We start from the raw sequence: 21,511 nt of genomic DNA on the forward strand, positions 1-21,511 counted from the left end.
CGTAGCTCGGTCGAGCGGTGAAGACGAGTGGTGCGCGCTCGGTCGAGCGGTGAACACGTGCTGTGGACGCGAGTGGTGCGTGCTCGGTCGAGCGGTGAACACGAGTCGTGCGCGTTCGGTCATGTTCGGTGTGCGAGTGCGGCGTGTTCGCTCACGCGGTGAAGACGAGTGAGACGTTCAGGCCGCCGAAGCCGAAGGAATTGCACACCGCCGCCGTCATCGGGAGCGTTCGCGGCTCGCCCGCCACGACGTCCAGCGTGACGTCGGGGGACTTGTGGTCGAGGTTGAGGGTGGGCGGTACGACACCATGAACCACCGACAGCAGGGTCACAATGCTTTCCACCGCCCCCGCGGCTCCGACCAGGTGGCCGAGCGCGGACTTCGGCGCGGTCAGCACCACGTCGTCGCCGAGTGCGGCCTGGATCGCCGCCGCCTCGCCGACGTCGCCGACCACGGTCGACGTGGCGTGGCAGTTCACATGCGCGATGTCGGACGGCTGCAGCCCGGCGTCGGCCACGGCCCGCCGGATCGCGCGCACCTGGCCGGCGCCGCTCGGGTCCGGGCCCGTGATGTGGTACGCGTCCGAGGTGACCCCGACCCCCGCGACCCGCCCGTGCACGCGCGCCCCGCGGGCGGCCGCATGCGACGCGCGCTCCAGGACCACGATCCCCGCGCCCTCGCCCATCACGAAGCCGTCCCGGTCCGCGTCGAACGGCCGCGACGCGCGCTGCGGCTCGTCGTTGCGCTTCGACAGGGTCCGGGCCTGCGCGAACCCGGCGAGCGTGAGCGGCGTGATGGCCGCCTCCGAGCCGCCCGCGATCACGATGTCGGCCTCGCCGGAGCGGATGAGCCGCACCCCGAGCGCGATCGCCTCGGCGCCCGACGCGCAGGCCGACACCGGCGTGTAGACCCCGGCGTGCGCGCCGAACTCGATGCTCACCCAGGCCGCGGGCCCGTTGGGCATGAGCATCGGCACGGTCAGCGGCGACACCTTGCCCGGGCCCTTCTCCTCAAGGACGTCGTCCTGGCCCAGCAGCGTGCTCACCCCGCCGATCCCGGTGCCGATCACCACCGCCAGCCGCTCGGTGTCGACCTCCGGCGCGCCCGCGTCCTGCCACGCCTGGCGGGCCGCGACCAGGGCCGCCTGCTCGCACCGGTCCATCCGCCGCGCCTGGACGCGGGTCAGCAGCGTGTCCGGCGACACCGCCATCGTGGCCCCGATCCGCACCGGCAGCTCGTCCAGCACTCCGGGCGGCAGCAGGTCGTCGATACGCCGCACGCCCGACCGGCCCGCGAGCAGCCCCTGCCAGAGCGCCTCGACGTCCTCGCCGAGCGGCGACAACGCCCCCATTCCCGTGACGACCACGTCCGCGTTCATGGCACCCTCCCCGGTTCGATTGCCTCCGATACTTGTATCGCATACAAATATGACATGTCCATCAGCGAACCGGCCCGGGCCCGCGGCCGCCGCACCCGCGCGCGGATCCTGCGGTGCGCGGCGGCCCTCTTCGCCGAGCGCGGACTGGCGGGCGTGAGCGTGGCCGCGATCGCGCGGGCCGCGGAGGCGTACCCGCACCAGATCACGTACTACTTCGGCTCCAAGGACGGCCTGTTCGTGCACGCGGCCCTGTCCACACTGCTGCGCGACGCCGCGCGGCTGGAGTCGGTCGGCTACCGCCGCCGCACGCCCGAGACGTTCCGCTCCGCCCTCGCCCGCACCGCGCTCGCCCTGCCCACGATCCCGGCCGCGGTGCAGGCGATGTCGATCGCGCGGGAGCGCCCGGAGTTGCAGAGCACGGCGCAGCTGTACCTCACGATCCTGTTCCGCCAGGCCGAGCACTACCTGGTGACCCTCCTGGACCGGCGCGCCTGGACCGTGGACCGCCCGCCCGCGGTGGAGGTGCGTACCTTCTGGAGCGCGGTGCTGGGCGCCCGCCTGATCGCCGACTCCGGCCACGGCGGCCGCCCGGCCGACGTGGACCTGGCCGGCCTACTGACTGTTCGAGCGCGGTAGGCGCATGAACGTGGTGTCCGGCTGACGGTTCGAGCACGGTGGGCGCGTGGATGCGGTGTCCGGCTGACCGTTCGAGCACGGTGGGCGCGTGGATGCGGTGTCCGGCTGACCGTTCGAGCACGGTGGGCGCGTGAACGCGGTGTCCGGCTGGCGGTTCGAGCGCGGCGGGTGAGCGAACGCGGTGTGCGGCGGCTCGATGTCGGCCTACTGACCGTCCTGGCGCGGTAGGTCCGTGAACGCGGTGTCCGGCGGCTCGACGTGGTCCCGGAGGCGGCAGCGCAGGTAGGCGTCGATGTGCGCGTACGCGTCCGCGCCGAGCGGCAGCCGCAGCGGCGCCCCGGGATCGTCGACGGCGGCCAGCACCGCCGCGGCCGCCCGGGCCGGGTCGCCCTCCTGGTGCCCGTGGCGCGCGGCGAACGCGGCCCGGGCCGGCTCGATGAACGCGCGGTAGGCCGGGCTCGTCGCCGCCCACCGCATCGAGCGTCCGCTTGCGTCCGTGCGGAAGCCGCCCGGCTCGACGATCAGCACGCGGATGCCGAACGGCGCGACCTCGCCGGCGAGCGACTCGGACATCGCGTCCAGCGCGGCCTTGCTGCCCACGTACGCCGAGCCGCCCGGACCGGGAACGACACCGACGAGTGACGACATCTGCACGATGCACCCGGTGCCGGCCGCGCGCATGGACGGCAGCACTGCGCGAGTGAGCGCCAGGGCGCCGAACAGGTTCGTCTCGAACTGCTCGCGCAGTTCGTGCTCGTCGAGGTCCTCGAGCGCGCCCAGCAGCCCGTAGCCGGCGTAGTTGGCCAGCACGTCGATGCGGCCGAAGCGGGCCAGTGCCTCTTCCACCGCCAGGCGGGCGGCCCCGGGCGACGTGACGTCCAGGCAGTGCGCGAACGCGCGCTCGGGTGCGCGCGCGATGAGCGTTTCCAGCGAGCCGACGTCGCGCGCGGTGGCCAGGACGGCGTCGCCGCGGGCGATCGCGGCGGACGCGAGCGCGCGGCCGAGACCGCTCGAACAGCCAGTGACGAGCCAGGCCTTCACGCGGACACTCCGGCGAAGACCACGCGGTCGGCGAGCCGAGCGCGCGAGAACCGGATGTGCGAGAACCGGACGTGCGGGAAGGGGGCGTGCGGGAAGGGGGCGTGCGGGAAGGGGGCGTGCGGGAACCGGACGTGCGAGAAGGGGGCGTGCGAGAGCGGGGCGTGCGAGAGCCGGCTGTGCGGGAAGGGGGCGTGCGAGAACCGGACGTGCGAGACCCGAGCCCACAGAAGCGGGGCGTGCGAGAACAGGGCGCGCGAGAGCCGGGCACGCAGATGCTGAGCGTGCGAGAGCGGGACGTGCGAGACCCGAGCCCGAGTCCGCAAAAGCCGAGCGACGACCCGGACCCTCACGACGACGGCCACCCGGACAGAGCGCGATCGATCGCGTCGAGCACCAGCGACCAGCTCGCATCCAGCTCGCGCGCGTGATGAAACCCGCCGTCCGTCTCCAGGTGGACGAACCCGTGCATCGTGCTGTACACGAACCGCACCGCGTCCACCGCGCGCGTCTCAGAGAGTTCATACCCGCGCAGCAGCGTCGCGCACCCGGCGACGATCCGCGCCTGGGCGGCCGCGCCCAAGGGGTCGGTCAGTGGCCGCACCGTCGCCGCGTACCGCCCGGGATGCGCCAGCACCCACGCGCGGTACGCGGTGCCGTAGGCGATCAGCGCCGCCCGCCCCGAACGCCCCTGCAGCGCCTCGCCCAGCCGGTCCGCCAGCTCGTTCGTCGCCTGCCCGGCGACCGCGTCCAGCAGGTCCGGCACCCCGCGAACGTGCTCGTAAAGGCTGGGCACCGCCACGCCGAGCCGCCGCGCGAGGGCGGTCATCGTCACGTGGTCGATGCCCACCTCGTCGGCCAGCTCCAGCGCGGCGGTGCACACCTGTGCGCGCGACAGACCGGCCCGTACCATGCGGTACAGCCTAATGGGTTTAGGGATTAACCTACAAGGAACTTCTGGGCGGCCGAGGCGTTGCAGTCGTAGAGCTGCAGCCGGGTGCCGTTCGCGGTCGCGCCGTTCGGCGAGTCCACGCAGCGGCCCGACGCCGGGTTGCGCAGCGAGCCGTCGGACTGCTGCACCCAGTTCTGCGCGCCGCCGCCGTTGCAGTCGTAGAGCTGCAGCTTCGCGCCGTTCGCGGTCGAGCCGGCCACCACGTCGAGGCAGCGCCCGAGCGTGCGCAGCGAACCGCCGGAAACCGCGCACCCAGTGCTGGTCGAACGAGCCGGGCTGGCAGTCCCACAGCTGCACGGCCGCGTTGTTGGCGCCGCTGTCGTCCCCGGCCACGTCCACGCACTTGGCGCCGGGGCCGCCGATGGTGCCGCCGCCGCTCACGGCGAACTTCTGCGGCCCGAGGCCGTTGCAGTCCCAGATCTGCAGCTTTGTGCCGTTGGCCGTGGCCCCGCTCGGCGCGTCGAGGCACCGTCTGGACACCGGGTTGCGCAGGGATCCGTCGGTCTGCTGCACCCACTTCTGGTACGCCCCGCCCGCGCAGTCGGCCAGCTCGACCCGGGTGCCGTTGCCGGTCGCGTTGCCCACGAGGTGCAGGCAGCGCCCGAGCGCCGACACGGACTGGTCGGACCCGTGAATCCAGCGCTGGTCCGCCGTCCCCTGGCAGTCCCACAGCTGTACGGCCACGCCGGTCGCGTTCGCGTCGGCGCCGTCGACGCACTTGCCGCCGGGGCCGGTGACCGGGGCCGCGGGCGCGGGGCTGGTCGCGCCCCCGCCGTAGCCGGCCGCGACGATGCTGGCCTGCACCGCGTCGTCGGCGGCGTCGGTCGGGTACCCGGCCGTCATCACGCCCTCGAAGAACGAGCCGATCGCCTGGTTGGAGTTGTCGCCGCCGGTGCCGAGCACGATCGAGCCCTCGAGGTGCATCGGCTGGTACCCGCCCGCGGGCAGTGCGCCGTTCCACCACGTGCTCAGCGCGCCGGTGCGCGAGTCGCCGCCCTTGAGTGCGAAGGTGTGCTGCCCGTCGTTCTTGAGCAGCGCGGTGACGAACGGCGTCGCATTGCCCAGGTTCGCCGGGTTCGGGCCGCTGCCCAGGAACAGCCCGTTCTCGAGGTCGGCCTCCACCCACGGGCCCGAGCCGGTGCACGGCGGGGTCTTCACGCAGCGGGTGGTCAGCGACACCGCGTCCATGTGCCCGTTGCCGGTGTCGGCGATCTCGGCCTCGGCGTTGCCGTAGTCGAAGCAGCACAGGTTGTTCGCATGGACACCGCTCGCGACCATGTACATGCCCTCGGGCTGCCCGCCGGTGGCCACCCCGTCGCCGACGCGGTGCCGGTAGCCCGTGTGGCCGTTGAAGTACACGCCGTACACGTGATGCCCGCCGGCGGTGACGGGCAGCGCGGCCGCGTTGGCGCCGACGTCCTGGCCGCCCGCGGTGCCCGGCCCCTCGATCGTGAGGTCGTTGTGGTGCGGCGACTGGTCGTAGATGACGGTGATGACGCACGCGGTGCCGGTGCAGAACGCGTCCTGCGCGTCCGCGTCGGCGTATCCGCCTGCGGCCAGCAGCCCGATGTCGGAGAGCGCGCCGTCGGAGGCGCGCCGCACCTGGTAGAGCCGGCCGTTGTACGCCTGGTACAGCGCCCGGGTCGTGCTGTGGGCGCCGACGCACGGCGTGCCGGCGGCGCCGTAGATGTCGCAGGGCTGAGCCGTGCCGGCCTGGATGGTGTGGGCCTGGATGGTGTGGGCCTGGGCGGCGGGCGGGAGGGCGGCGAGACACCCGAGCGCGAGCACCAGGACCCACACGGCGCGGAGCCGTGATCGCATCAGAACTCCTCGATGACTACATCGTGGCGGGTCGATGCAGGGAGTATCGCGACGGTCAATTCTTCCAACCAGATCCCGGCGGAATGGAAACCGACACTGTCACAGAACGGTCCGTCCGCTCGCGCTCCTTGCGAAGGTCATTTACCGTGCTAAGGCACACCTGAGGGAGCAGACGATGAGGCGTTCCAAGTCGGTACCGCTGGGCCGAAGCTACCTCGCGCTGGCGGCGCTGGCCACGACGGGCGGTCTGGCGGCGTGCGGCCGCGAGCAGCAGACCTACTGCGCCGACCAGAACGGCGTGGTGGTGCCGGACGCCCGATGCGACGACGGCTCGCCGGGCCACTACTACTACACCGGCAGCTACGGCCGCGGCCGCTCGCCGGGCTACCGGCTCAGCGGCGGCAGCCGCGTCTCGTCCACCAACTCGGTCGGGCGTTCCAACGCCGGGCTGCCCGCGACCGGCCACGTGAGCAACGGCAAGGTGAGCTCCGGCGGCTTCGGCAGCAGCAGCCACGGTAGCTCGGGCAGCTGACGTGCGACGCATCGCCGACGGAGCCGTCCGTCCGGACTGGCGTGAGCAGCTGGCCTCGCAGGGGATCGTCTACAACAACGAGATCCCGGCGCCGGGCGGCGGCACCCTGTCGTACTGGAAGGAAGGCCCCTTCTACGACTTCACCTCGGCCGAGATCGACACGCTCTCGGCGAGCGCCGCGACGCTGTTCGAGATGTGCGTCGCGGCCGGCGACTTCGTCATCGACCACAACATGTTCCAGCTGCTGGGCATCCCCGAGTTCGCCTGGGACCAGATCAAGCGCACCTGGTGGGACGACGAGACCGAGCCCGGCGGGCGCAGCAAGGGCGACTTCTCGCCGAGCGTCTACGGCCGCTTCGACGTGCGCTACGCGGGCGAGTTCGCGGGCAAGCCGCAGCTGCTCGAGTTCAACGCCGACACCCCGACCGCGCTGCCCGAGGCGGCGGTCGCGCAGTGGTACTGGATGCAGCAGACCGGCCAGGGCAAGGACCAGTGGAACGCGATCCACGAGATGCTGGTCGCCGGCTGGCAGCGCAACCTGGCGCGGCTGCGCCAGGCCCGCACCCACCTGCTCGACCCGGTCACCATCCACTTCGCGTGCGACCGCGAGGAGGACAGCGGCGAGGACCTCTTCAACACCGAGTACCTGATGGAGACGGCCCGCCAGGCGCTCGCCCCGCTCGGGTACCGCACCAAGTTCATCTGGATGGACCAGATCGGCGCCGGCGACGTCGAGGCCGGGGACCGGTTCTACGACCCCGAGGGTCAGCACATCGATGTGATCTTCAAGCTGTACCCGTGGGAGTGGATGACCGCGGAGCAGTTCGCCAAGCAGTGCTTCCGCGACATGAGCGACCCGCGCCGCGACAGCACCGTGTGGATCGAGCCGCCCTACAAGATGCTCTGGAGCAACAAGGGCCTGCTGCCGGTGCTGTGGCACCTCTTCGGCGACGACCCGGAGAAGAAGGACCTGCTCCTGCCCGCGTACTTCGAGTCCGAGAAACCGGACTGGATGACCTCCTACGTGCGCAAGCCCCTGCTCGGCCGCGAGGGCGCCAACGTCTCGGTCATCGTGGACGGCGTCACCAAGATCAGCACGCCCGGTGACTACGGCGGCCCGTTCGTGTGCCAGTCGTTCGCGCCGCTGCCGGCGTACACCGACCCCCGGGGTGGCGATTGGCACCCCGTGCTCGGGGTCTGGATGATCGACGGTGAGCCGGCCGGGCTCGGCATCCGCGAGAGCGCCGGGCTCATCACCGACAACCTGAGCCACTTCGTGCCCCACACCATCGACCACACCGGCTTCTAGTAGGAGACCGCCATGAACGGTACCGCCGCCACGATCGCGGTGCTCCAGGTGCTCATCGTGATCCTCGGCGTGGGCGGCGGGTGGTGGCTGCTCAACGCCGTCACCGCGTTCGACGACCACGACGAGCTCTGGCAGCGGTCGAACTGGGGCTACCTCGTCCAGCGGGTCGGCTTCGTCGCCGTGCAGGTCATCGGCGTGTCGAGCCTGATCGGCCAGGACCTGACCAACTGGAACTCGCTGGCCTGGGTCGGCGGCGGGATCGTGTGGGCCACCGTGCTCGCCGTCCTCGGCTTCTGGATCACCGACTGGATGATCCTGCGCTCCCGCGCGACGCGCATCGGCGAGCTCAACACCGTGCCGCTGTCCGTCGGGCTGGTCCGGCTCGGCTTCTACCTCGGCCTGGCCCTGGTCGTGCGGGCCACCTTCATCGGCCACGCGCCCGACCTGCGCACCTCGCTGCTGTCGACGGCCGTGTTCACCCTCGCCGGGATCGCCGGCCTCGTGATCGCGTTCCACCTGCACGGCCTCGTCGCGCACGGCAACCCGCGCGCCGCGATGGTCACCGGCGACGGCGTGACCCAGGGCCTCGAGTCCGCGGCCGTGCTCACCGCCGTCGGGCTCATCCTGTACGGCGCGATCGCCGGCGACTTCACCACGTGGCCCGAGAGCCTGGCCGGCTTCGGCGCCGCGCTCGGGATCGCCTACGTGGGGCTGTACGTCGCGCGGTACCTCATCGACTGGTTCGTCCTCACCGGCGAGTGCACGCTCAAGACCATCCACGCCCAGCAGCAGAAGGGTGCGGCCGCGCTCCTGGCGTTCCTGCTCGTGATGGTGGCCCTGCCGATCAGCGCGTGCATCAACCTGTACGTCGAGTGAGTGTCCTGACCACGCCGCGGCTCGTCCTGCGCGAGATGGTCGAGGACGACCTGGACGAGCTCGCGGCGCTGCTCGGCGATCCGGAGGTCATGCGGTACTACCCGAGGCCGAAGACCCGCGCGGAGACGCTCGAGTGGATCGCGCGCAACCGCACGCGGTACCGGGAAGACGGCCACGGCCTGTGGACCATGCGCCTGCGCGACGGTGACGTGTTCGCCGGCGACTGCGGGCTCACCGTCCAGCGCGTCGACGGGGTGGACGAGCTCGAGCTCGGCTACCACGTGGTGCCGTCCCTGCAGCGCACCGGCCTGGCCACGGAGGCCGCCCGCGCCTGCCGCGACTGGGCCCGCACCGTGCTGGGCGCGCGCCGGGTGATCGCGATCATCCACCCGGACAACGTGGCGTCGCAGCGGGTGGCGCGCAACACCGGCCTGACCCTGGAGAAGCGCACGACGGGCTACGGTGCCGGCGCCGAGGTCCTCATCTTCGCGGCGGCCTTATGAGGCGAATTGCCGGATGGCAAGGAGCGGAACGCCTTTTCGCACGTTACGAATATTGAGGTTTACCTCACACGTTGTGGCGTTTGCCGTCACGCTTCGCGGGTAGCGATATCGACATGGATAGCGCGGTGCTCAGCAGTGACGTTCGGGACAACCAGATCAACGTCGAGCCAGAGGACGCGTCGGACGATCTCTTCTGGCTGCCGGCCGAGCCCGGCGCCGCGATCGCCGGCCCGCACGCCGACAGGCGGTTCATTCTGTAGGAGATCGTCCCTCTCGGACGAGCAACGGCGCCCGGCCGCAATGGCCGGGCGCCGTTGTGTCGTGCGGGACGTGCGGGATCAGCTCGCCGGGTAGCTCGTGACGTAGCTGGGCACGCCGACGCCGGTCTCGGTCGCGACCGGGGCGCCGGTGTCGTTGACCACGTGGTCGATGGTGCCGGCCGAGAGGTTCACCGTCAGGACGTCGTGCAGCTTGACGCCCGGGCGGTTCGGCACCTCGAAGCCGCGCGCCGCGTGGATGGTCGGGTCGACGTTCGTGAAGATGTAGGCGCCGCCACCCCACAGCTCGTGGGTCTTCACCTTGTCGCTGACCTTGTACGCGGCCCAGCCGAGCACGCCGTCGTGCTGCCACGCCGCCTGGTTCGGCGGGTCGTACGGCAGCTCGTTCTGGAAGAAGATCGTCTTGCCGCGCTCGCCGTTCCAGATGACGTTGTACTGCTGGTAGTGCTCGACGAACAGGCCCGTCGCGAGGACGTCGTCGCCGTTGACGATGACGCCGTTGCGGCCGGTGTTCACGTTCCAGCCCACCGAGCCCGGCACGCCGTGGTCGGCGCGCCACGCCCAGATGTCGTCGAGGATGACGTGGTCGGAGTTGACCTCCAGGCTCACGTCCGCCTTGCCGACGTGCGGGCCGCCGACGCGGAAGAACACGTCGTGCAGCACCGTCGGGTCGTTGGCGTCGCCCAGGTTGAGCGCGCCGCCGAGCTTGGTGCCGACCTGCATGAGCGCGGGCGAGTTCACGGTACCGGCGTCGATCATGATGCCGGAGACCGAGATGCCCTTGCTGTCGGCGATCCACAGCGGCACCGAGCCGCCGACGGCGGTCAGCGTCGCGATGCCCATGCCCAGCACGATGGTGTCGGGCCGCCAGACGAGGATCGAGCTGTTGATGTTGTACACCCCGGGCGTGAAGATCAGGTTCTTGCCCAGGGCGAGCTGGATGTTGATCGCCAGCACCGAGTCCGTCGGCTTGGCCAGGTAGAAGTCCGACAGCGGGACCGAGCGGCCCGCGGTGGGACCGTTGGCCCAGCTCGCGCCCGAGGAGTTGCGGCGCAGCGCGGGCTCGAAGACGTTCCACTTGCCCTTGGCGTCGATGTAGAGGAACGGCCGTTCCTTGCTCACCGGCGTCGTGTCGAGGGTGGTGTACGGCGGGTTCGGGAACTGCTGCGCGGGCGCGCCCACGGCCCCGGAGAACACCTGGTTCCACACGGCGTTCGACCAGTTGGTCATGTTGCTGTCCCGCACCAGGAACTGCTGCTGCGAGCCGTTCGTGGCCGTGGAGAACACCGAGTCGGCGATGAAGCCGCCCGAGGCGTACTGCGGCCCGCCGGTGCAGTAGTCCATGAAGGTCATGTTGCCGTTGACCTTCACCCGCCGCATCGGCGCGGCCTGCGACACGGCCCAGAACTCACCCGAGGAGCGGCAGTCCTTCTCGCCGGCCACGTTGATGGTGAGGTTGGACAGCGAGCGCCAGAAGTTGACCAGCGCGAGGCAGTTGTCGGCCGTGAGGCAGCGGTTGTAGACGTCGACGTGGCCGTTGATGACCGTGTCGGTGGGGTTGAGCCCGAGGCCGGCGACCTCGGTGTAGTACCCGACCTGGAAGATCAGCGGGTGCTCGGCCGTGCCGTACGTGCCCGGCTTGAACAGCAGCGTGTAGCGCTGCGTGCCCATCTCGTTGTCGACCTGCTCCGCGTGGATGGCGTCGACGGTCGCCTGGATCTGCGCGACCGGCATGGACGGGTCGAAGATCTTGACGTTCGGGCCGAAGTCGGGCTGCCCGGCCGGCGGGCGGTTGGCGGGTGCGGCCGCGGCGGCGCCGGGGGTGCTGACGGCGGCGACGGCGGTCAGCAGTACGGCGGCCCCGAGGGCGAACCACCGGCCACGGCGGCCGCGAGGGGCTGACCCGGCAGACCTGGCGGACGCCTGGCCGGAGTGGACCAATGGCATGAAACGCGACCTACTTTCCTCCGGGTGGCGGGCTCACCCACGGCCCCAGACGACGATGGGGCGTGGCATCGCTGGGCGGGGGTGATGCGCCACAAATGCGAGAGAGCGCTTTCACGGCAGGACGTTACAGGGAACATCGCAACTGGTCCACGGGTACAAATCGGCCGTGATCCCCACGGAACTCGCTCTCTCGGCCCGGTTCCGGGCCGGTTGAGAGCCACCCCGCGCAGGCGGAGCCTGGCGCCGCTGGAGGAGAATGGCGGGCTAATGACCCCGCTGCTGACCGCCGACGTCTTCGGCTGGACCGCGCGCCCCGTGCGCTGGCGTCGCGCCCGTGCGCTGCTCGTCGTGGTCGTGGCCCTCGGGGTCCTCGCGCTGCACGTCGCGTTCGACCCGCCCATCGAGTGCTCCGACGCCGTGCCGTGCGGCCCCGACTGGCTCAACGCCCTGCTCTTCGGGCTCGTCACCGCGCTGCCCGTGGTCGCGTTCGTGTCGCTGCCGGTCACCGCCTGGCTCGCGGCCCTCTTCTTCACCACCGACGCCATCTGGCAGGTCGCGCACCCCGATCTCGCCTCGCCGGCCTGGCTCACCGGGGCGGACGCGGCGCTCGCGGTGCTGGTCTTCGTGGCCGCCCGGCTCGCCCCGCCCGGGCCCGGCGGCGGCGCGCAGATGTGGGCGGCGACCACGTCGCATCGAAAGACCCCGACGCCTTCGACGCTGCCACGGTACGGTCTGGGCTGGCGGCTGCTGGCGGTACCACTGACGCTTGTGGCTCTGGCGATCGCCGGCGTCGCCGTCGCGGACCAGTCGGGCGCCGACGACCGCCTGGCCACGGCCGAGCGCGTCACGGCGGAGGTCGTCGCGCACCCGGACGAATACTCGCTGGAGGTCCGGCTCCCGGGCGCCGGCGCCGGCCCGGCGACCGTGCGCGTCACCGTGACCGACTCCGACGAGCACCCGGTCGGCTCGCACGTCGCCGTCCTCGTCGCCCGGGACGGGCTCTACCAGCTGGTCAGCGAGCCGTACAACACCAGCAACTGGCTCTCCCTGGCCGTCCTGCTGGCCGGGCTGGCCGCGGGGTGCCTGGCCCGGGCCCGGGAGCGCGGCGCGGCGGCCCGGGCGCTGTTCTCGGGCGAGCAGCCGGCGACGGAGGTGTACGTCTGGGCGCTCGGCGGCCGCGTCGCGGTCTACGCCACCGACGCCCGGCCGGGGGAGCCGGCGCTCGTGGAGTTCTTCGCGCTGGCCCGGCACGGCTCCGACGACATCCGCCCCGGCGTCCTCTTCGGCGTGCCCGCCCAGCGCCACTGGTGCGCGGTCGCCGTCGACGGCGAGCTGCTCGTCCCGCGCGGCCCGGCCCGCAGCGGCCGTTTCGCCCCCGCGTACGGCGGCCCCGCCCCCGCCCCGGACCTCGACGAGCCCGTGGCCGTGCCCGACGCGGCCCGGCTGCCGCTGCGGCCCGAGGAGATCCTGGCCCTGCGCCCCGAGGACGTCGCGGCCGACCCGGAGACCGTGCACACGCACCGGCACAACCGCTTCTCGGGGTACACCGTCGTGGTCGCCTCCTCGTGGCCGTTCCTCGTCATCCTGTCCCGGCTCCTGCCCACGCTGCCGTACTGGGGCGCCGTCGCGGTGACCGCTCCCGTGACCGCGATCGCCTGCCTCTCGGGCTGGCGGCTCTTCCTGCGCCCGCGGGTGAGCTGGAACGGCGCCGGCCTGAGCGTCGTCGGCTCCATCGGCGCCCGCCTGCTCGTGTGGTCCGACGTGCACGCGATCCGCGCCGACCGCCACGGCGCGGTGACCATCGAGACCGACCACCACGGCGCGGGCCTGGTCGTCACCGCGCGCGGCGAGCACGCGCTGCTGCCGCGCTTCCTCTCGGGCGACGAGCGCACCGGCCTGCAGCTGTCGGGCGCCCTGCGCCTGGCGGCGGAGCGGGCCGCGGCCCGGGCGCGCGAGCGGGTGCGGGACGTGGTGTCGCTGCCGCCGGCCCCGGTAACGCCTCCGGCGCCCGCGCTGCTGTACGCGGCGTGGGCGGGGGAGACCCTGCTCTACGCCTTCGTCCTGGCCGGCCTGTTCAGCTGACCGGCCTGTTCAGCTGACGGTGGTGCCGCCCCAGGTCTCGGGCTCGACGTCGGCCAGGGTCTGCGAGAACGTCCAGCGGTGGCCGGCGAGGTCCTCGGCCTGGTACTGGCGCTCGCCGTACGGAAAGTCGGCCGGCTCCATGACGATTCGCGCACCGGCGGCGCGCGCTCGCGCGCAGTGGGCGTCGGCGTCGTCCACGCGCACCATGACCGCGTGCGTCACGCCCGCGCCGGGCTCGGGTGCGCGCCGCTCGCCGCCGTTGTCGGCGACGATGATCGCGCCGTCGCCGGCGCGCAGCTGGGCGCGATGGTCCTCGCCGATGCGCACCCGCTCCGCGAAGCCGAACGCGGCCTCGAGCCACGCGACGGCGCGGCGGACGTCCGGGTAGGTCAGGATCGGCACGACCGCGGCGGCCGGGATCGAACGGTTGGCCCTCACACTCGCGATCGTAAACCGCGCGGGCTGACCTGCGGGCGGGCAGAATCGCAGATCGAGTCGTACAAGGCCGAGCGCGGATGGACGGTGCCGTTCGTGTCCTCGCACGGCACCACGTTCGCCGAGGACTGCGACGCGGGCGGGGGCTTCATGCTGAGCGTGTTCCTGCGTGACGGGGACGAGGTCTACCGCACGTACAACAGCACCCAGCGCGGCGTCGTACGGGCGGCAGGAGGACTGGGAGGACTCGCCGGCGGGCTGGCCGCAGCGCCCGACCTACGGCTGAGGCGGCGCCGGGCGGTTGATCGTTCGCAAAACTGCGCCCCGCGGAGGCCGGCGAGCGGTCTCCGCGGGGCGCGGGCGATCTCAGCCCGTGTAGGCGGCGAAGATCTTGGAGAACTCGTAGGGCGACTGCGCGATGTTCGTGCACATGTAGAGCGCCCCGGTGCAGGCGTTGCGGTCGCGGGTCGCCTCCCAGAACGACAGCATGCCGAGGTGGTTGGTCTGGGCGAACGCGACGAGCTGGCGGGCGTCGTTCTGGTCGTAGGTCCCGCCGTCGTCGTTCTTGCCCAGCATCGGGGTGACGCCGAGCATGCGCCACACCTGCGCGTCGGTCTTGCTCGGGTACAACCCCTTCAACTGCGTGAACGTCGACTGCGCGGCCTGGACCGCGAAGTTGCCGTAGTCGCCGCTGCTGCGCTGGTAGTCCATCGCCATCACGTTGACCAGGTCGAGGTTGACGCCGGCGTCGCGGGCGGAGCGGACCACGTTCACGCCGTCGGTGGTGAGGCCCTCGGGCAGCACCGGCAGGGTGAGCGAGATCTTCACGTTCGGGCGGGCGGCCTGCAGCAGCGCGAGGGCCTGCGAGCGGCGGGCGATCGTGGTCGGGTCGGCGACGGCGGCGCCCTCGATGTCGAGGTCGATGTACTTCAGGCCGTACGCGTCCACGACCGCCTGGTACTCGGCGGCGACCTGGGCGGGCGTCGAGCAGGCCTGGGCGAGCTCGATGCCGCTGGCCCCGCCGAACGAGATCTTCACGTCGCCGCCGCGGGCGCGGATGGCGTCGATCTGGTCCTTGGCCCACGCGGCGCGCGGGTCGTACGCGTTGAACCACGACGCCTTGCACCCGGCGCTGTTGACGAACGCGAGCGTGAAGTTCTTGAGGTTGCCCGCGGTCGCCATGTCGGTGAGCGTCGGGGTCGGCCAGGCGCCCATGTCGACGTAGGGCGCGACGGCGAGCGTGGTCCCGGTGCCGCCCCCGCCTCCTCCGCCGCCGGCCTGGGTCGTGGCGCTGACCGAGTTGGACGCCGCCGAGGCATTGCCCGCCGCGTCGCGCGCCTTCACCGTGAAGGTGTATGCGGTCGAGGCGGAGAGGCCGGATACGGTACCGCTCGTGCCCGTGACCGACGCCGCGAGCGTCCCGCCACGGTAGATGTCGTAGCCGGTGACCCCGACGTTGTCGGTCGACGCGTTCCAGGCCAGGTCGACGCTCGACGACGTCGTGGCGGTGACCCGCAGGCTCGCGGGCGCGCTCGGCGCCTGGGTGTCGGCCACGCCCGCGCACGAGGCGCCGTTGAGCTTGCAGTTCGCGGGCTTGCCCGAGCCGGACACCAGGAACCCGAAGGTGGCCGTGGCGCCGGGGGCGAGCGGGGCGTTGTACGTCCTGTTGTTCGCGATCACGTGGGTGCCGCTCTGGCTCATGAGCGCGTCCCAGTAGCTGCCCAGCGCCGAGCCGGACGCCAGGTCGAACTCGACCTTCCACGTCGAGACGGTGGCGGCCGTCCCGTTGGTGATCGTGTACTTCGCCTGGTAGCCGCTGCCCCAGTCGGAGTCGTAGCTCAGTGTCGCGGTCAGGGAACCGGCGGCCTGCGCCGGCGTCGTGATCGCCGCGATGCCGCCCGCGGTCACGAGGACCGCCGCGGCCGCGAGGGCGATCCGGAGTCGGGATGTCATCACTGCCTCCAGACAAGACAGGTGTCTATTGAGGCACAACGATAAATAAAGTTAACTAAAAGTCAATGCCCCACCGGCGGGCTCCCGGCGAACGCCCGGCGGCCCGCGGGGTGGCGCGTGTCAGCTCGCTCGCCCGTCGCTGGGGTGATGCGCGGGGTGGGCGGCTCGCCGCGAGGGTGATGTGGAGAGTCGCACAGTGTGAGGCTTCGATGTGCGAGCCGCCCGCGTGCGGCATGATGTGCCGATGGGACGGCACGAGCAGCGGCAGCGGACGGCGGTCTGCATCGTCCGCGACCCGCGCCGCGCCGTGCCCTGGTGGCCCTGGCTGCTGCCGCCCCTGGGTCTCGTGCTGCTCGCGGCCGGGGTGGCCGCGGGGCTGGTCGCGACCGGGATGCTGCTGGTGGCGGTCGGGGTGTTCATGCGGTACGGATTCGGCGGCGTCCGCATCGAAGGCTCCGCGGTCCCCGAGTGGCAGGCGGCCGAGGCGGCGCTGCGTGAGGTGCGGCTGCGCTGGCCCACCCTCGGGGCGATGGCCGAGCCCGCGGACATCCGGCCGACGCTGGACATCACGCGGTACAACCTCGCGCGCCTCATCGCCGCCCGGGTCAGCCTGCGCGGGAACCTCGGCGAGCTGCGCGCCACGCGCAAGGATCTCGGGCGCGGGGACCTGCGCGACGAGCTGGACGAGCGGATCGAGGCGGCCGAAGATCGGCTGCGGGACCTCGACGCGCAGCTCGCGGCGCGGACGGCGGCGCTCGGGCGGCTCGCCGCGTCGCTGGACGCGCACGAGCGGCGCGAGGTCGCCACGGCCCGGGCCCGGGTGCTGCTGGCCGAAACGGGTGAGATGCCCGGTTCGATCCTCCTGGCCGACCCGCTCGCGGAGGTGGGGGAGCGGACGGCGGCCACGCTCGCGGCGTACCGGGAGCTGTCCGAGCTGCGACCGTCGCCGTCCGGGGCCTGATCGGGGGGACGGCGGACCTGATCGACGGGCGCGGAGCTGTCCGAACTGCGACCGCCACGGTCCGAAACGTGATCGTAGGGGGCGGTCCCGGCGAACTACGATGAGGCCATGTCACCGGCCTTCGGGCTCGGGATCGACTTCGGCACGTCGAACACGGTTGCTCTGATGCGCTGGCCGGACGGCCGGGTCAGGCCGCTGCTGTTCGACGCCAACCCGTTGCTCCCGTCCGCCGTCTTCGCCCCGACCAAGCCGGGCCCGGCCTCCGCCGAGCCCGGGTCCGACCTCGTCGTGGGTGGCGACGCGCTGCACCACGCGCGGTTCGACCCCGCGGGGCTGGAGCCCAACCCGAAGCAGCACATCGACGAGCAGGCCATCCTCCTCGGCGAGCGGGAGGTCGCCGTCGTCGATCTCGTCGCGGCCGTCCTGCGGTTCGTCTTCGCCGAGGCCAAGCGCGTCGCGGGCTCGGAGGACTTCGCCGTGGCGATCGCGCACCCGGCCGGCTGGGGCACCCGCCGCCGGGCCGTGCTCGCCGAGGCCGCCAAGCGGGCCGGGCTCGGGACCGCGCTGCTCGTGCCCGAGCCGGTCGCGGCCGCGCACGCGTTCACGGCGGTGCTCGGGCAGCAGGTGCCGACCGGCAAGGCGCTCGTCGTCTACGACCTCGGCGCCGGCACGTTCGACGCCAGCGTGGTCGTGCGCCGGCCCGCCGGTTTCGAGGCGGTCGCGGTCGACGGGCTCACCGACGTCGGCGGGCTCGACATCGACGCGACCATCGTGCGGTGGCTCGGCGAGCGATACTCGGCGAACGACCCCGAGCTCTGGACCCGCCTCGCCGACGCCCAGGACCCGGAGTCGCTGCGGCACCGCCGGATGCTCTGGCACGACGCCCGCGTCGCCAAGGAGATGCTCTCGCGCGCGCCCGCGGTCGTGCTGCAGATGCCGGCCCCGCTCGACGTCGACGCGCAGCTGACCCGCGACGAGTTCGAGGCGGCCGCGAAGCCCCTGCTCGAGCGCACCGTGTTCACCACCGCCGCGCTCATCCGCCAGGCCGGCATCGCCCCCGGAGACGTGGCCGGCGTGCTGCTGGTCGGCGGCGGCAGCCGCATCCCGCTCGTGGCGACCATGCTGCACCGCGCGCTGAACGTGGCCCCGACGATCACCGAGCAGCCCGAGATCGTGGTGGCCGAGGGCTGCCTGCTCTCGCTGTCGGCTCTGCCCGCGGACGGCACCGGCGAGGGCTCCCCGCTCTGGCCCGCCGCAGCCGCGGCCGCCGCCCCGTACGCCTCGATGGCCGCGGGCCCGTCCTCACCGGCGCCGTCCTTGTCCTCGCCGATCGCCCCGGCCCCCTCGACCACCCCGGCCGCCTCGACCACCCCGGCCGCCTCGATCGCACCGGCCGCCTCGACCATGCCGCAGCCCGTGGCCGCTCAGTCGACGCCGGCACCGACGGCCGCGCAACCGGCCGCGGACCAGACGGGCACCGATCCGGGCGTCATGTGGCCGGACCAAAACGCCGCCGCGGCCGCGGGCTTCAGCATGCCCGCGGCGGCATCGACGTCCGCGCCGCCCGCCGGCTACGCCCCGACGTCCGCGCCGCCCGCCGGGCACGTCCCGACGTCCGCGCCGCCCGCCGGGCACGTCCCGACGTCCGCGCCGCCCGCGGGGTATACGCCGACGTCCGCGCCGCCCGCCGGCTACGGCGCGCCGGTTTCAGCCCCGCCCGTGTCCGGCGCCCCGGCCGGAAGGGTCTACCACACCGGCTCATACCCGACCGTGCAGCCGCCGCAGGGGCAGCCGTTCCAGGCGCAGTGGCCGCAAGGGCAGGCGCCGCAGGGACAGCCACCCCAGGCGCAGCCGTCGCAAGGGCGGCCGTCGGTGCCGCGGTACCTTCCGCCGCCGCCGCCCGTTCCGGCCGGCGCTCCGGTGTCGCCGGGGCCGTCGAGCCGAGTCGTGCCCGTGTACGACGACCGCACCCCGGCGCCCCGCAAGGGCGGCCGCAACTGGCTCAACGCCCTGCTCGTCGTCGTCGCGCTGATCGCCCTCGCGGGCGCGGGCACCACGGTCTACCTGGTCGGCCTCGGCAACAAGGACAAGCCCGCCGCCAACGGACAGTCTCCGGCCCCGCAGACGTCCACGAACCCGGGCGACAACGGCGCCGCCGGCGCGGGTGCCTCGGACGGGACCGGGATCGGGGCCGGCACGGGGGCCGACACCGAGACGAACGAGTCGCACGCCCCGGCGACCACGGCCACGAAGACCGAGACGATCACGGCTCCCGACGTCTCCGGCGACTACATCGACTATGCCAAGCAGCAGTTCCGCGACAAGGGTTTCACGGGCAGCTTCAAGGTCGTCAAGAAGCCGACCGACGACCCGGACCAGATCGACCACGTGCTGTCGCAGGACCCGAAGGCGAACAACAAGGTGGCCAAGAACGGCACCGTGACGCTGACGATCGGCTCGCAGCCGGCCCCGCCGTCGAGCCACCCGCCGACGAACACCCCGCGCCCGACCTCGACCTGAGCCACGCCCGCCGAACGCAGCGCCCGCCCCGCCCGCGCGGCGGAGCGCCCGCCGAACGCAGCGCCCGCCCCGCCCCGTCACGCCGGCAAGCGGGCAAAGCGTCCGCGCCCGCCCCACCCGCTTGCCGGGCGGAGCGTCAGCGCTCAACCCGCCGACGAAGACCCCGCGGCCCCACCGCGACCTGAGCCGCGCTCGCCGAGCAACGGTCCGCCGGTGACGCGGGCCCGAGCCATGGATTTTGCCCCGCTTGGCAGACTGGGGCCGCACCGGACCCCCGACGAGGAGCGGCGGATGTCGAACACCAACACCTATCTCGACCAGGTCGTCAGGCAGCAGGAGCGGCTCGAGTCCGACCTGCGTTCCAAGCGCGCCAAGGTGGCCCCCTCCGCCCCGGCGCCGGCCGGCGGGCCGCAGCCGGAGCAGGAGCGCGGGCGGGGCGGTGACGGCGGCCGGAGGCCCACGCCGAACGCCGTCGAAGTGCGCGTCACCGGGTTCGGGCGCTGGAAGACGGTGCTCGTGCCGCCCAACGCGTTCGTCGTGCACACGCGGCGCGGGCGGCCGGAGCCGCTGCACGTCGGGCTCGGGGTGTCGTTCCGGTACAACCCGGCGACCGATTCGTACCTCGTCGTGCCCGGCGCGATGCAGACGATCCTCATCAACGCGTACTGCATCTGCCGCGAGTTGCAGGGCGTGCTCGTCCAGGCCTACGTGCAGTGGATCATCCAGGACTTCTCGACCGCCTACCGCCGGCTCGACTTCGGCGACCCCGAGGACCCGATGCGGCTGGTCAACCTGCAGCTCAAGGAGCAGGCCGAGGCGGCGATCAAGGACAAGGTGTCCACGCTGGGCGTCGCCGAGGTGCTCAGCGACAAGCAGCCGATCATCGAGGAGCTCACGGCGCGGCTGCGGGCGGTCGCCGAGGGTTCGGGCAGCGCCGACGAGGGGCTCGGGCTGCGGATCGTCACCGTGCAGATCAAGGAGGCGGTGGTCAGCTCGTCGCGGCTGTGGGAGAACCTGCAGCAGCCGTACCGCACCGAGCAGGGCCGCATCGCCCGCCTCGCCGAGCTGGCGGCCGAGGAGGCCGTGGCCGAGCGCGAGCTCGCGGCGCAGCGGCAGCGGGAGGCCGCCCGGATCGCCAGCGACCGGGAGCTGGCCGACCTGCGCGCGCAGAGCGCGTCGCACGAGTTCGACCGGGAGGCGAGCGAGTTGCTGCGCCGTTCCCAGCGCGAGCAGCAGGACGCCCGGGCGCTCGCCGAGCTGCGCGACGCGACCAACCGGCACGCGCTCGCGCTCGAGCGGGAGCTCGCGGCCGAGGAGGCCGAGATCGGGCGGCTGCGCATCGCGCGAGGCGGAGCTGACCCGGCTGGCCGCCGAGGCCGAGCTGGCGCTGGCCGCGACCCGGGCGGTCAACGCGCACGAGGAGGCGCTGCTGGACGTCGAGCGGGAGCGGCTGCGGGCCGAGATCGCCAACGCGCAGTCGCCGGAGAACCTGCAGGCCCAGCTCATCGAGCGGCTGCCGGAGATCGTCGCGCGGCTGCCGAAGCCCGCGGAGCTGCGCTCGGTGACCATCGGCGGCAACGACGCCACCTCGGTCGCGGGCCTCATCGCCGAGCTCACGGCCGTCGTCGGGGCGCTGCAGCAGCGGCGCATTGCAACCGAGTAGGCCGTTTCGCGGCCGTGGGCCCGGCAATCAGGACAACCAAGATCGCTTCACGGGAGGTTGTCATGCGATTGCCGATGCTTGCGGCCGCGGTGCTCGGCGCCGCGCTGCTCGGGGGCTCGCCGGCCCAGGCCGCGCCCGGGGACGAGCCTGGGGCACTGTCGGCCCAGGACTCCGCGTTCGTGACGGCGGCCGGGTACGCCGGGAACTTCGAGGTCGCCGGTGGCTCGCTCGCGCGGGCGCGCGGCTCCACACAGGCCGTCAAGGACTTCGGGACGCGGATGATCAGCGACCACAACCGGGCCGGCACCGAGCTGGCGATGCTGGCCCAGGCGAACGGGATGTCGACGCCGGACCTGCCCGACTCGGCGCAGCAGAACATCCTCACCGCGTGGTCGCGGCTGGACGGGCTGCTGTTCGACTGCGCGTACGTGCCGGCCGAGTACCTCGACCACGTCGGCGCCATCGGGCTCTTCGAGAACGAGGCGGCCCACGGCGACAACGCCGACCTGGTCGCCTTCGCCCGGGAGACGCTGCCGACGCTGCTGGAGCACAAGCGGATGATCACGACGGCGCTCAGCGCGCTGGACTGCAACGGATAAGGCGAAGGGCCCGCCCGGTCGCAACCGG

16 protein-coding genes and 1 pseudogene are annotated in these 21,511 nt (G+C 72.7%); 11 read left to right on the forward strand and 6 right to left on the reverse strand.

Annotated elements, in window-relative coordinates:
* Positions 1 to 151: 151 nt before the first annotated feature.
* Positions 152 to 1,378: a beta-ketoacyl-[acyl-carrier-protein] synthase family protein gene (locus tag ABT369_RS35025; protein WP_350618570.1), complete on the reverse strand. Its 1,227-nt coding sequence runs from the start codon at positions 1,376 to 1,378 to the stop codon at positions 152 to 154.
* 54 nt (positions 1,379 to 1,432) lie between these two features.
* Between ABT369_RS35025 and ABT369_RS35030 the strand changes: the two genes are divergently transcribed.
* Positions 1,433 to 2,014 (forward strand): TetR/AcrR family transcriptional regulator C-terminal domain-containing protein, encoded by a 582-nt coding sequence (locus ABT369_RS35030; protein ID WP_350618572.1) that lies wholly within the window; start codon positions 1,433 to 1,435, stop codon positions 2,012 to 2,014.
* A gap of 204 nt (positions 2,015 to 2,218) precedes the next feature.
* Here the strand turns inward: ABT369_RS35030 and ABT369_RS35035 are convergent, their stop codons facing one another.
* Both ABT369_RS35035 and ABT369_RS58035 read right to left on the reverse strand, forming a co-directional pair.
* The gene (locus tag ABT369_RS35035) at positions 2,219 to 3,055 is read right to left on the reverse strand and encodes an SDR family NAD(P)-dependent oxidoreductase (RefSeq protein WP_350618574.1); all 837 of its coding nucleotides are present in this window, start codon (positions 3,053 to 3,055) and stop codon (positions 2,219 to 2,221) included.
* Between the two features lie 346 nt (positions 3,056 to 3,401).
* On the reverse strand, positions 3,402 to 5,825 hold the full coding sequence (locus ABT369_RS58035; protein WP_502891856.1) for an arabinofuranosidase catalytic domain-containing protein: 2,424 nt from the start codon (positions 5,823 to 5,825) through the stop codon (positions 3,402 to 3,404).
* A gap of 175 nt (positions 5,826 to 6,000) precedes the next feature.
* Between ABT369_RS58035 and ABT369_RS35055 the strand changes: the two genes are divergently transcribed.
* From ABT369_RS35055 to ABT369_RS35075, 5 genes are all read left to right on the forward strand, one after another.
* Positions 6,001 to 6,357 carry a hypothetical protein gene (locus ABT369_RS35055; RefSeq protein ID WP_350618576.1) on the forward strand — a complete coding sequence of 119 codons (357 nt, stop codon included), beginning with the start codon at positions 6,001 to 6,003 and terminating at the stop codon, positions 6,355 to 6,357.
* Between the two features lies 1 nt (position 6,358).
* The gene (locus ABT369_RS35060) at positions 6,359 to 7,666 is read left to right on the forward strand and encodes a glutathionylspermidine synthase family protein (protein ID WP_350618578.1); all 1,308 of its coding nucleotides are present in this window, start codon (positions 6,359 to 6,361) and stop codon (positions 7,664 to 7,666) included.
* Positions 7,667 to 7,678: 12 nt separating this feature from the next.
* The gene (locus ABT369_RS35065) at positions 7,679 to 8,542 is read left to right on the forward strand and encodes a DUF350 domain-containing protein (RefSeq protein ID WP_350618580.1); all 864 of its coding nucleotides are present in this window, start codon (positions 7,679 to 7,681) and stop codon (positions 8,540 to 8,542) included.
* Complete coding sequence (locus tag ABT369_RS35070; RefSeq protein WP_350618582.1) at positions 8,539 to 9,045, forward strand: GNAT family N-acetyltransferase; 507 nt, start codon at positions 8,539 to 8,541, stop codon at positions 9,043 to 9,045. Before ABT369_RS35065 ends, ABT369_RS35070 begins: the two co-directional genes overlap by 4 nt.
* Positions 9,046 to 9,158: 113 nt before the next feature.
* Complete coding sequence (locus ABT369_RS35075; RefSeq protein WP_350618584.1) at positions 9,159 to 9,305, forward strand: hypothetical protein; 147 nt, start codon at positions 9,159 to 9,161, stop codon at positions 9,303 to 9,305.
* A 78-nt stretch (positions 9,306 to 9,383) separates the two neighbouring features.
* Here ABT369_RS35075 and ABT369_RS35080 read toward each other — a convergent pair whose 3' ends face one another.
* Entirely contained in the window at positions 9,384 to 11,270 is a 1,887-nt protein-coding gene (locus ABT369_RS35080; RefSeq protein ID WP_350618586.1) for a pectate lyase-like domain-containing protein, read from the reverse strand.
* Positions 11,271 to 11,537: 267 nt separating this feature from the next.
* Here ABT369_RS35080 and ABT369_RS35085 point away from each other — a divergent pair, with 267 nt between their 5' ends.
* Positions 11,538 to 13,352 (forward strand): PH domain-containing protein, encoded by a 1,815-nt coding sequence (locus ABT369_RS35085; protein WP_350618588.1) that lies wholly within the window; start codon positions 11,538 to 11,540, stop codon positions 13,350 to 13,352.
* A 9-nt stretch (positions 13,353 to 13,361) separates the two neighbouring features.
* Here the strand turns inward: ABT369_RS35085 and ABT369_RS35090 are convergent, their stop codons facing one another.
* Positions 13,362 to 13,790 carry a VOC family protein gene (locus tag ABT369_RS35090; protein WP_350618590.1) on the reverse strand — a complete coding sequence of 143 codons (429 nt, stop codon included), beginning with the start codon at positions 13,788 to 13,790 and terminating at the stop codon, positions 13,362 to 13,364.
* 51 nt (positions 13,791 to 13,841) lie between these two features.
* On the opposite strand from ABT369_RS35090, the pseudogene ABT369_RS58040 reads away from it, so the two are divergent.
* A pseudogene (locus tag ABT369_RS58040) lies at positions 13,842 to 13,997 on the forward strand (DUF899 family protein); the annotation flags it as partial.
* Positions 13,998 to 14,153: 156 nt separating this feature from the next.
* Here ABT369_RS58040 and ABT369_RS35100 read toward each other — a convergent pair.
* A complete protein-coding gene (locus ABT369_RS35100) occupies positions 14,154 to 15,740 on the reverse strand; it encodes a cellulose binding domain-containing protein (protein ID WP_350618592.1) in 1,587 nt (528 codons plus the stop codon).
* A 244-nt stretch (positions 15,741 to 15,984) separates the two neighbouring features.
* Here ABT369_RS35100 and ABT369_RS35105 point away from each other — a divergent pair, with 244 nt between their 5' ends.
* From ABT369_RS35105 to ABT369_RS35115, 3 genes are all read left to right on the forward strand, one after another.
* Positions 15,985 to 16,701, forward strand: a complete 717-nt coding sequence (locus ABT369_RS35105; protein WP_350618594.1) for a sensor histidine kinase — start codon at positions 15,985 to 15,987, stop codon at positions 16,699 to 16,701.
* Between the two features lie 108 nt (positions 16,702 to 16,809).
* Complete coding sequence (locus ABT369_RS35110) at positions 16,810 to 19,221, forward strand: Hsp70 family protein (protein ID WP_350618597.1); 2,412 nt, start codon at positions 16,810 to 16,812, stop codon at positions 19,219 to 19,221.
* A gap of 291 nt (positions 19,222 to 19,512) precedes the next feature.
* Complete coding sequence (locus ABT369_RS35115; protein ID WP_350618599.1) at positions 19,513 to 21,483, forward strand: DUF4142 domain-containing protein; 1,971 nt, start codon at positions 19,513 to 19,515, stop codon at positions 21,481 to 21,483.
* Positions 21,484 to 21,511: the final 28 nt, after the last annotated feature.

This window comes from Dactylosporangium sp. NPDC000244 (assembly GCF_040300725.1).
Taxonomy (GTDB): Bacteria; Actinomycetota; Actinomycetes; order Mycobacteriales; family Micromonosporaceae; genus Dactylosporangium.

Coding starts and splice junctions, on each gene's coding strand:
- ABT369_RS35055 (WP_350618576.1), top strand. CDS start 6,001: ATGAGGCGTTCCAAGTCGGTACCGCTGGGCCGAAGCTACCTCGCGCTG.
- ABT369_RS35025 (WP_350618570.1), bottom strand. CDS start 1,378: ATGAACGCGGACGTGGTCGTCACGGGAATGGGGGCGTTGTCGCCGCTC.
- ABT369_RS35030 (WP_350618572.1), top strand. CDS start 1,433: ATGTCCATCAGCGAACCGGCCCGGGCCCGCGGCCGCCGCACCCGCGCG.
- ABT369_RS35100 (WP_350618592.1), bottom strand. CDS start 15,740: ATGACATCCCGACTCCGGATCGCCCTCGCGGCCGCGGCGGTCCTCGTG.
- ABT369_RS35075 (WP_350618584.1), top strand. CDS start 9,159: ATGGATAGCGCGGTGCTCAGCAGTGACGTTCGGGACAACCAGATCAAC.
- ABT369_RS35085 (WP_350618588.1), top strand. CDS start 11,538: ATGACCCCGCTGCTGACCGCCGACGTCTTCGGCTGGACCGCGCGCCCC.
- ABT369_RS35065 (WP_350618580.1), top strand. CDS start 7,679: ATGAACGGTACCGCCGCCACGATCGCGGTGCTCCAGGTGCTCATCGTG.
- ABT369_RS35080 (WP_350618586.1), bottom strand. CDS start 11,270: ATGCCATTGGTCCACTCCGGCCAGGCGTCCGCCAGGTCTGCCGGGTCA.
- ABT369_RS35110 (WP_350618597.1), top strand. CDS start 16,810: ATGTCACCGGCCTTCGGGCTCGGGATCGACTTCGGCACGTCGAACACG.
- ABT369_RS58035 (WP_502891856.1), bottom strand. CDS start 5,825: ATGCGATCACGGCTCCGCGCCGTGTGGGTCCTGGTGCTCGCGCTCGGG.
- ABT369_RS35105 (WP_350618594.1), top strand. CDS start 15,985: ATGGGACGGCACGAGCAGCGGCAGCGGACGGCGGTCTGCATCGTCCGC.
- ABT369_RS35115 (WP_350618599.1), top strand. CDS start 19,513: ATGTCGAACACCAACACCTATCTCGACCAGGTCGTCAGGCAGCAGGAG.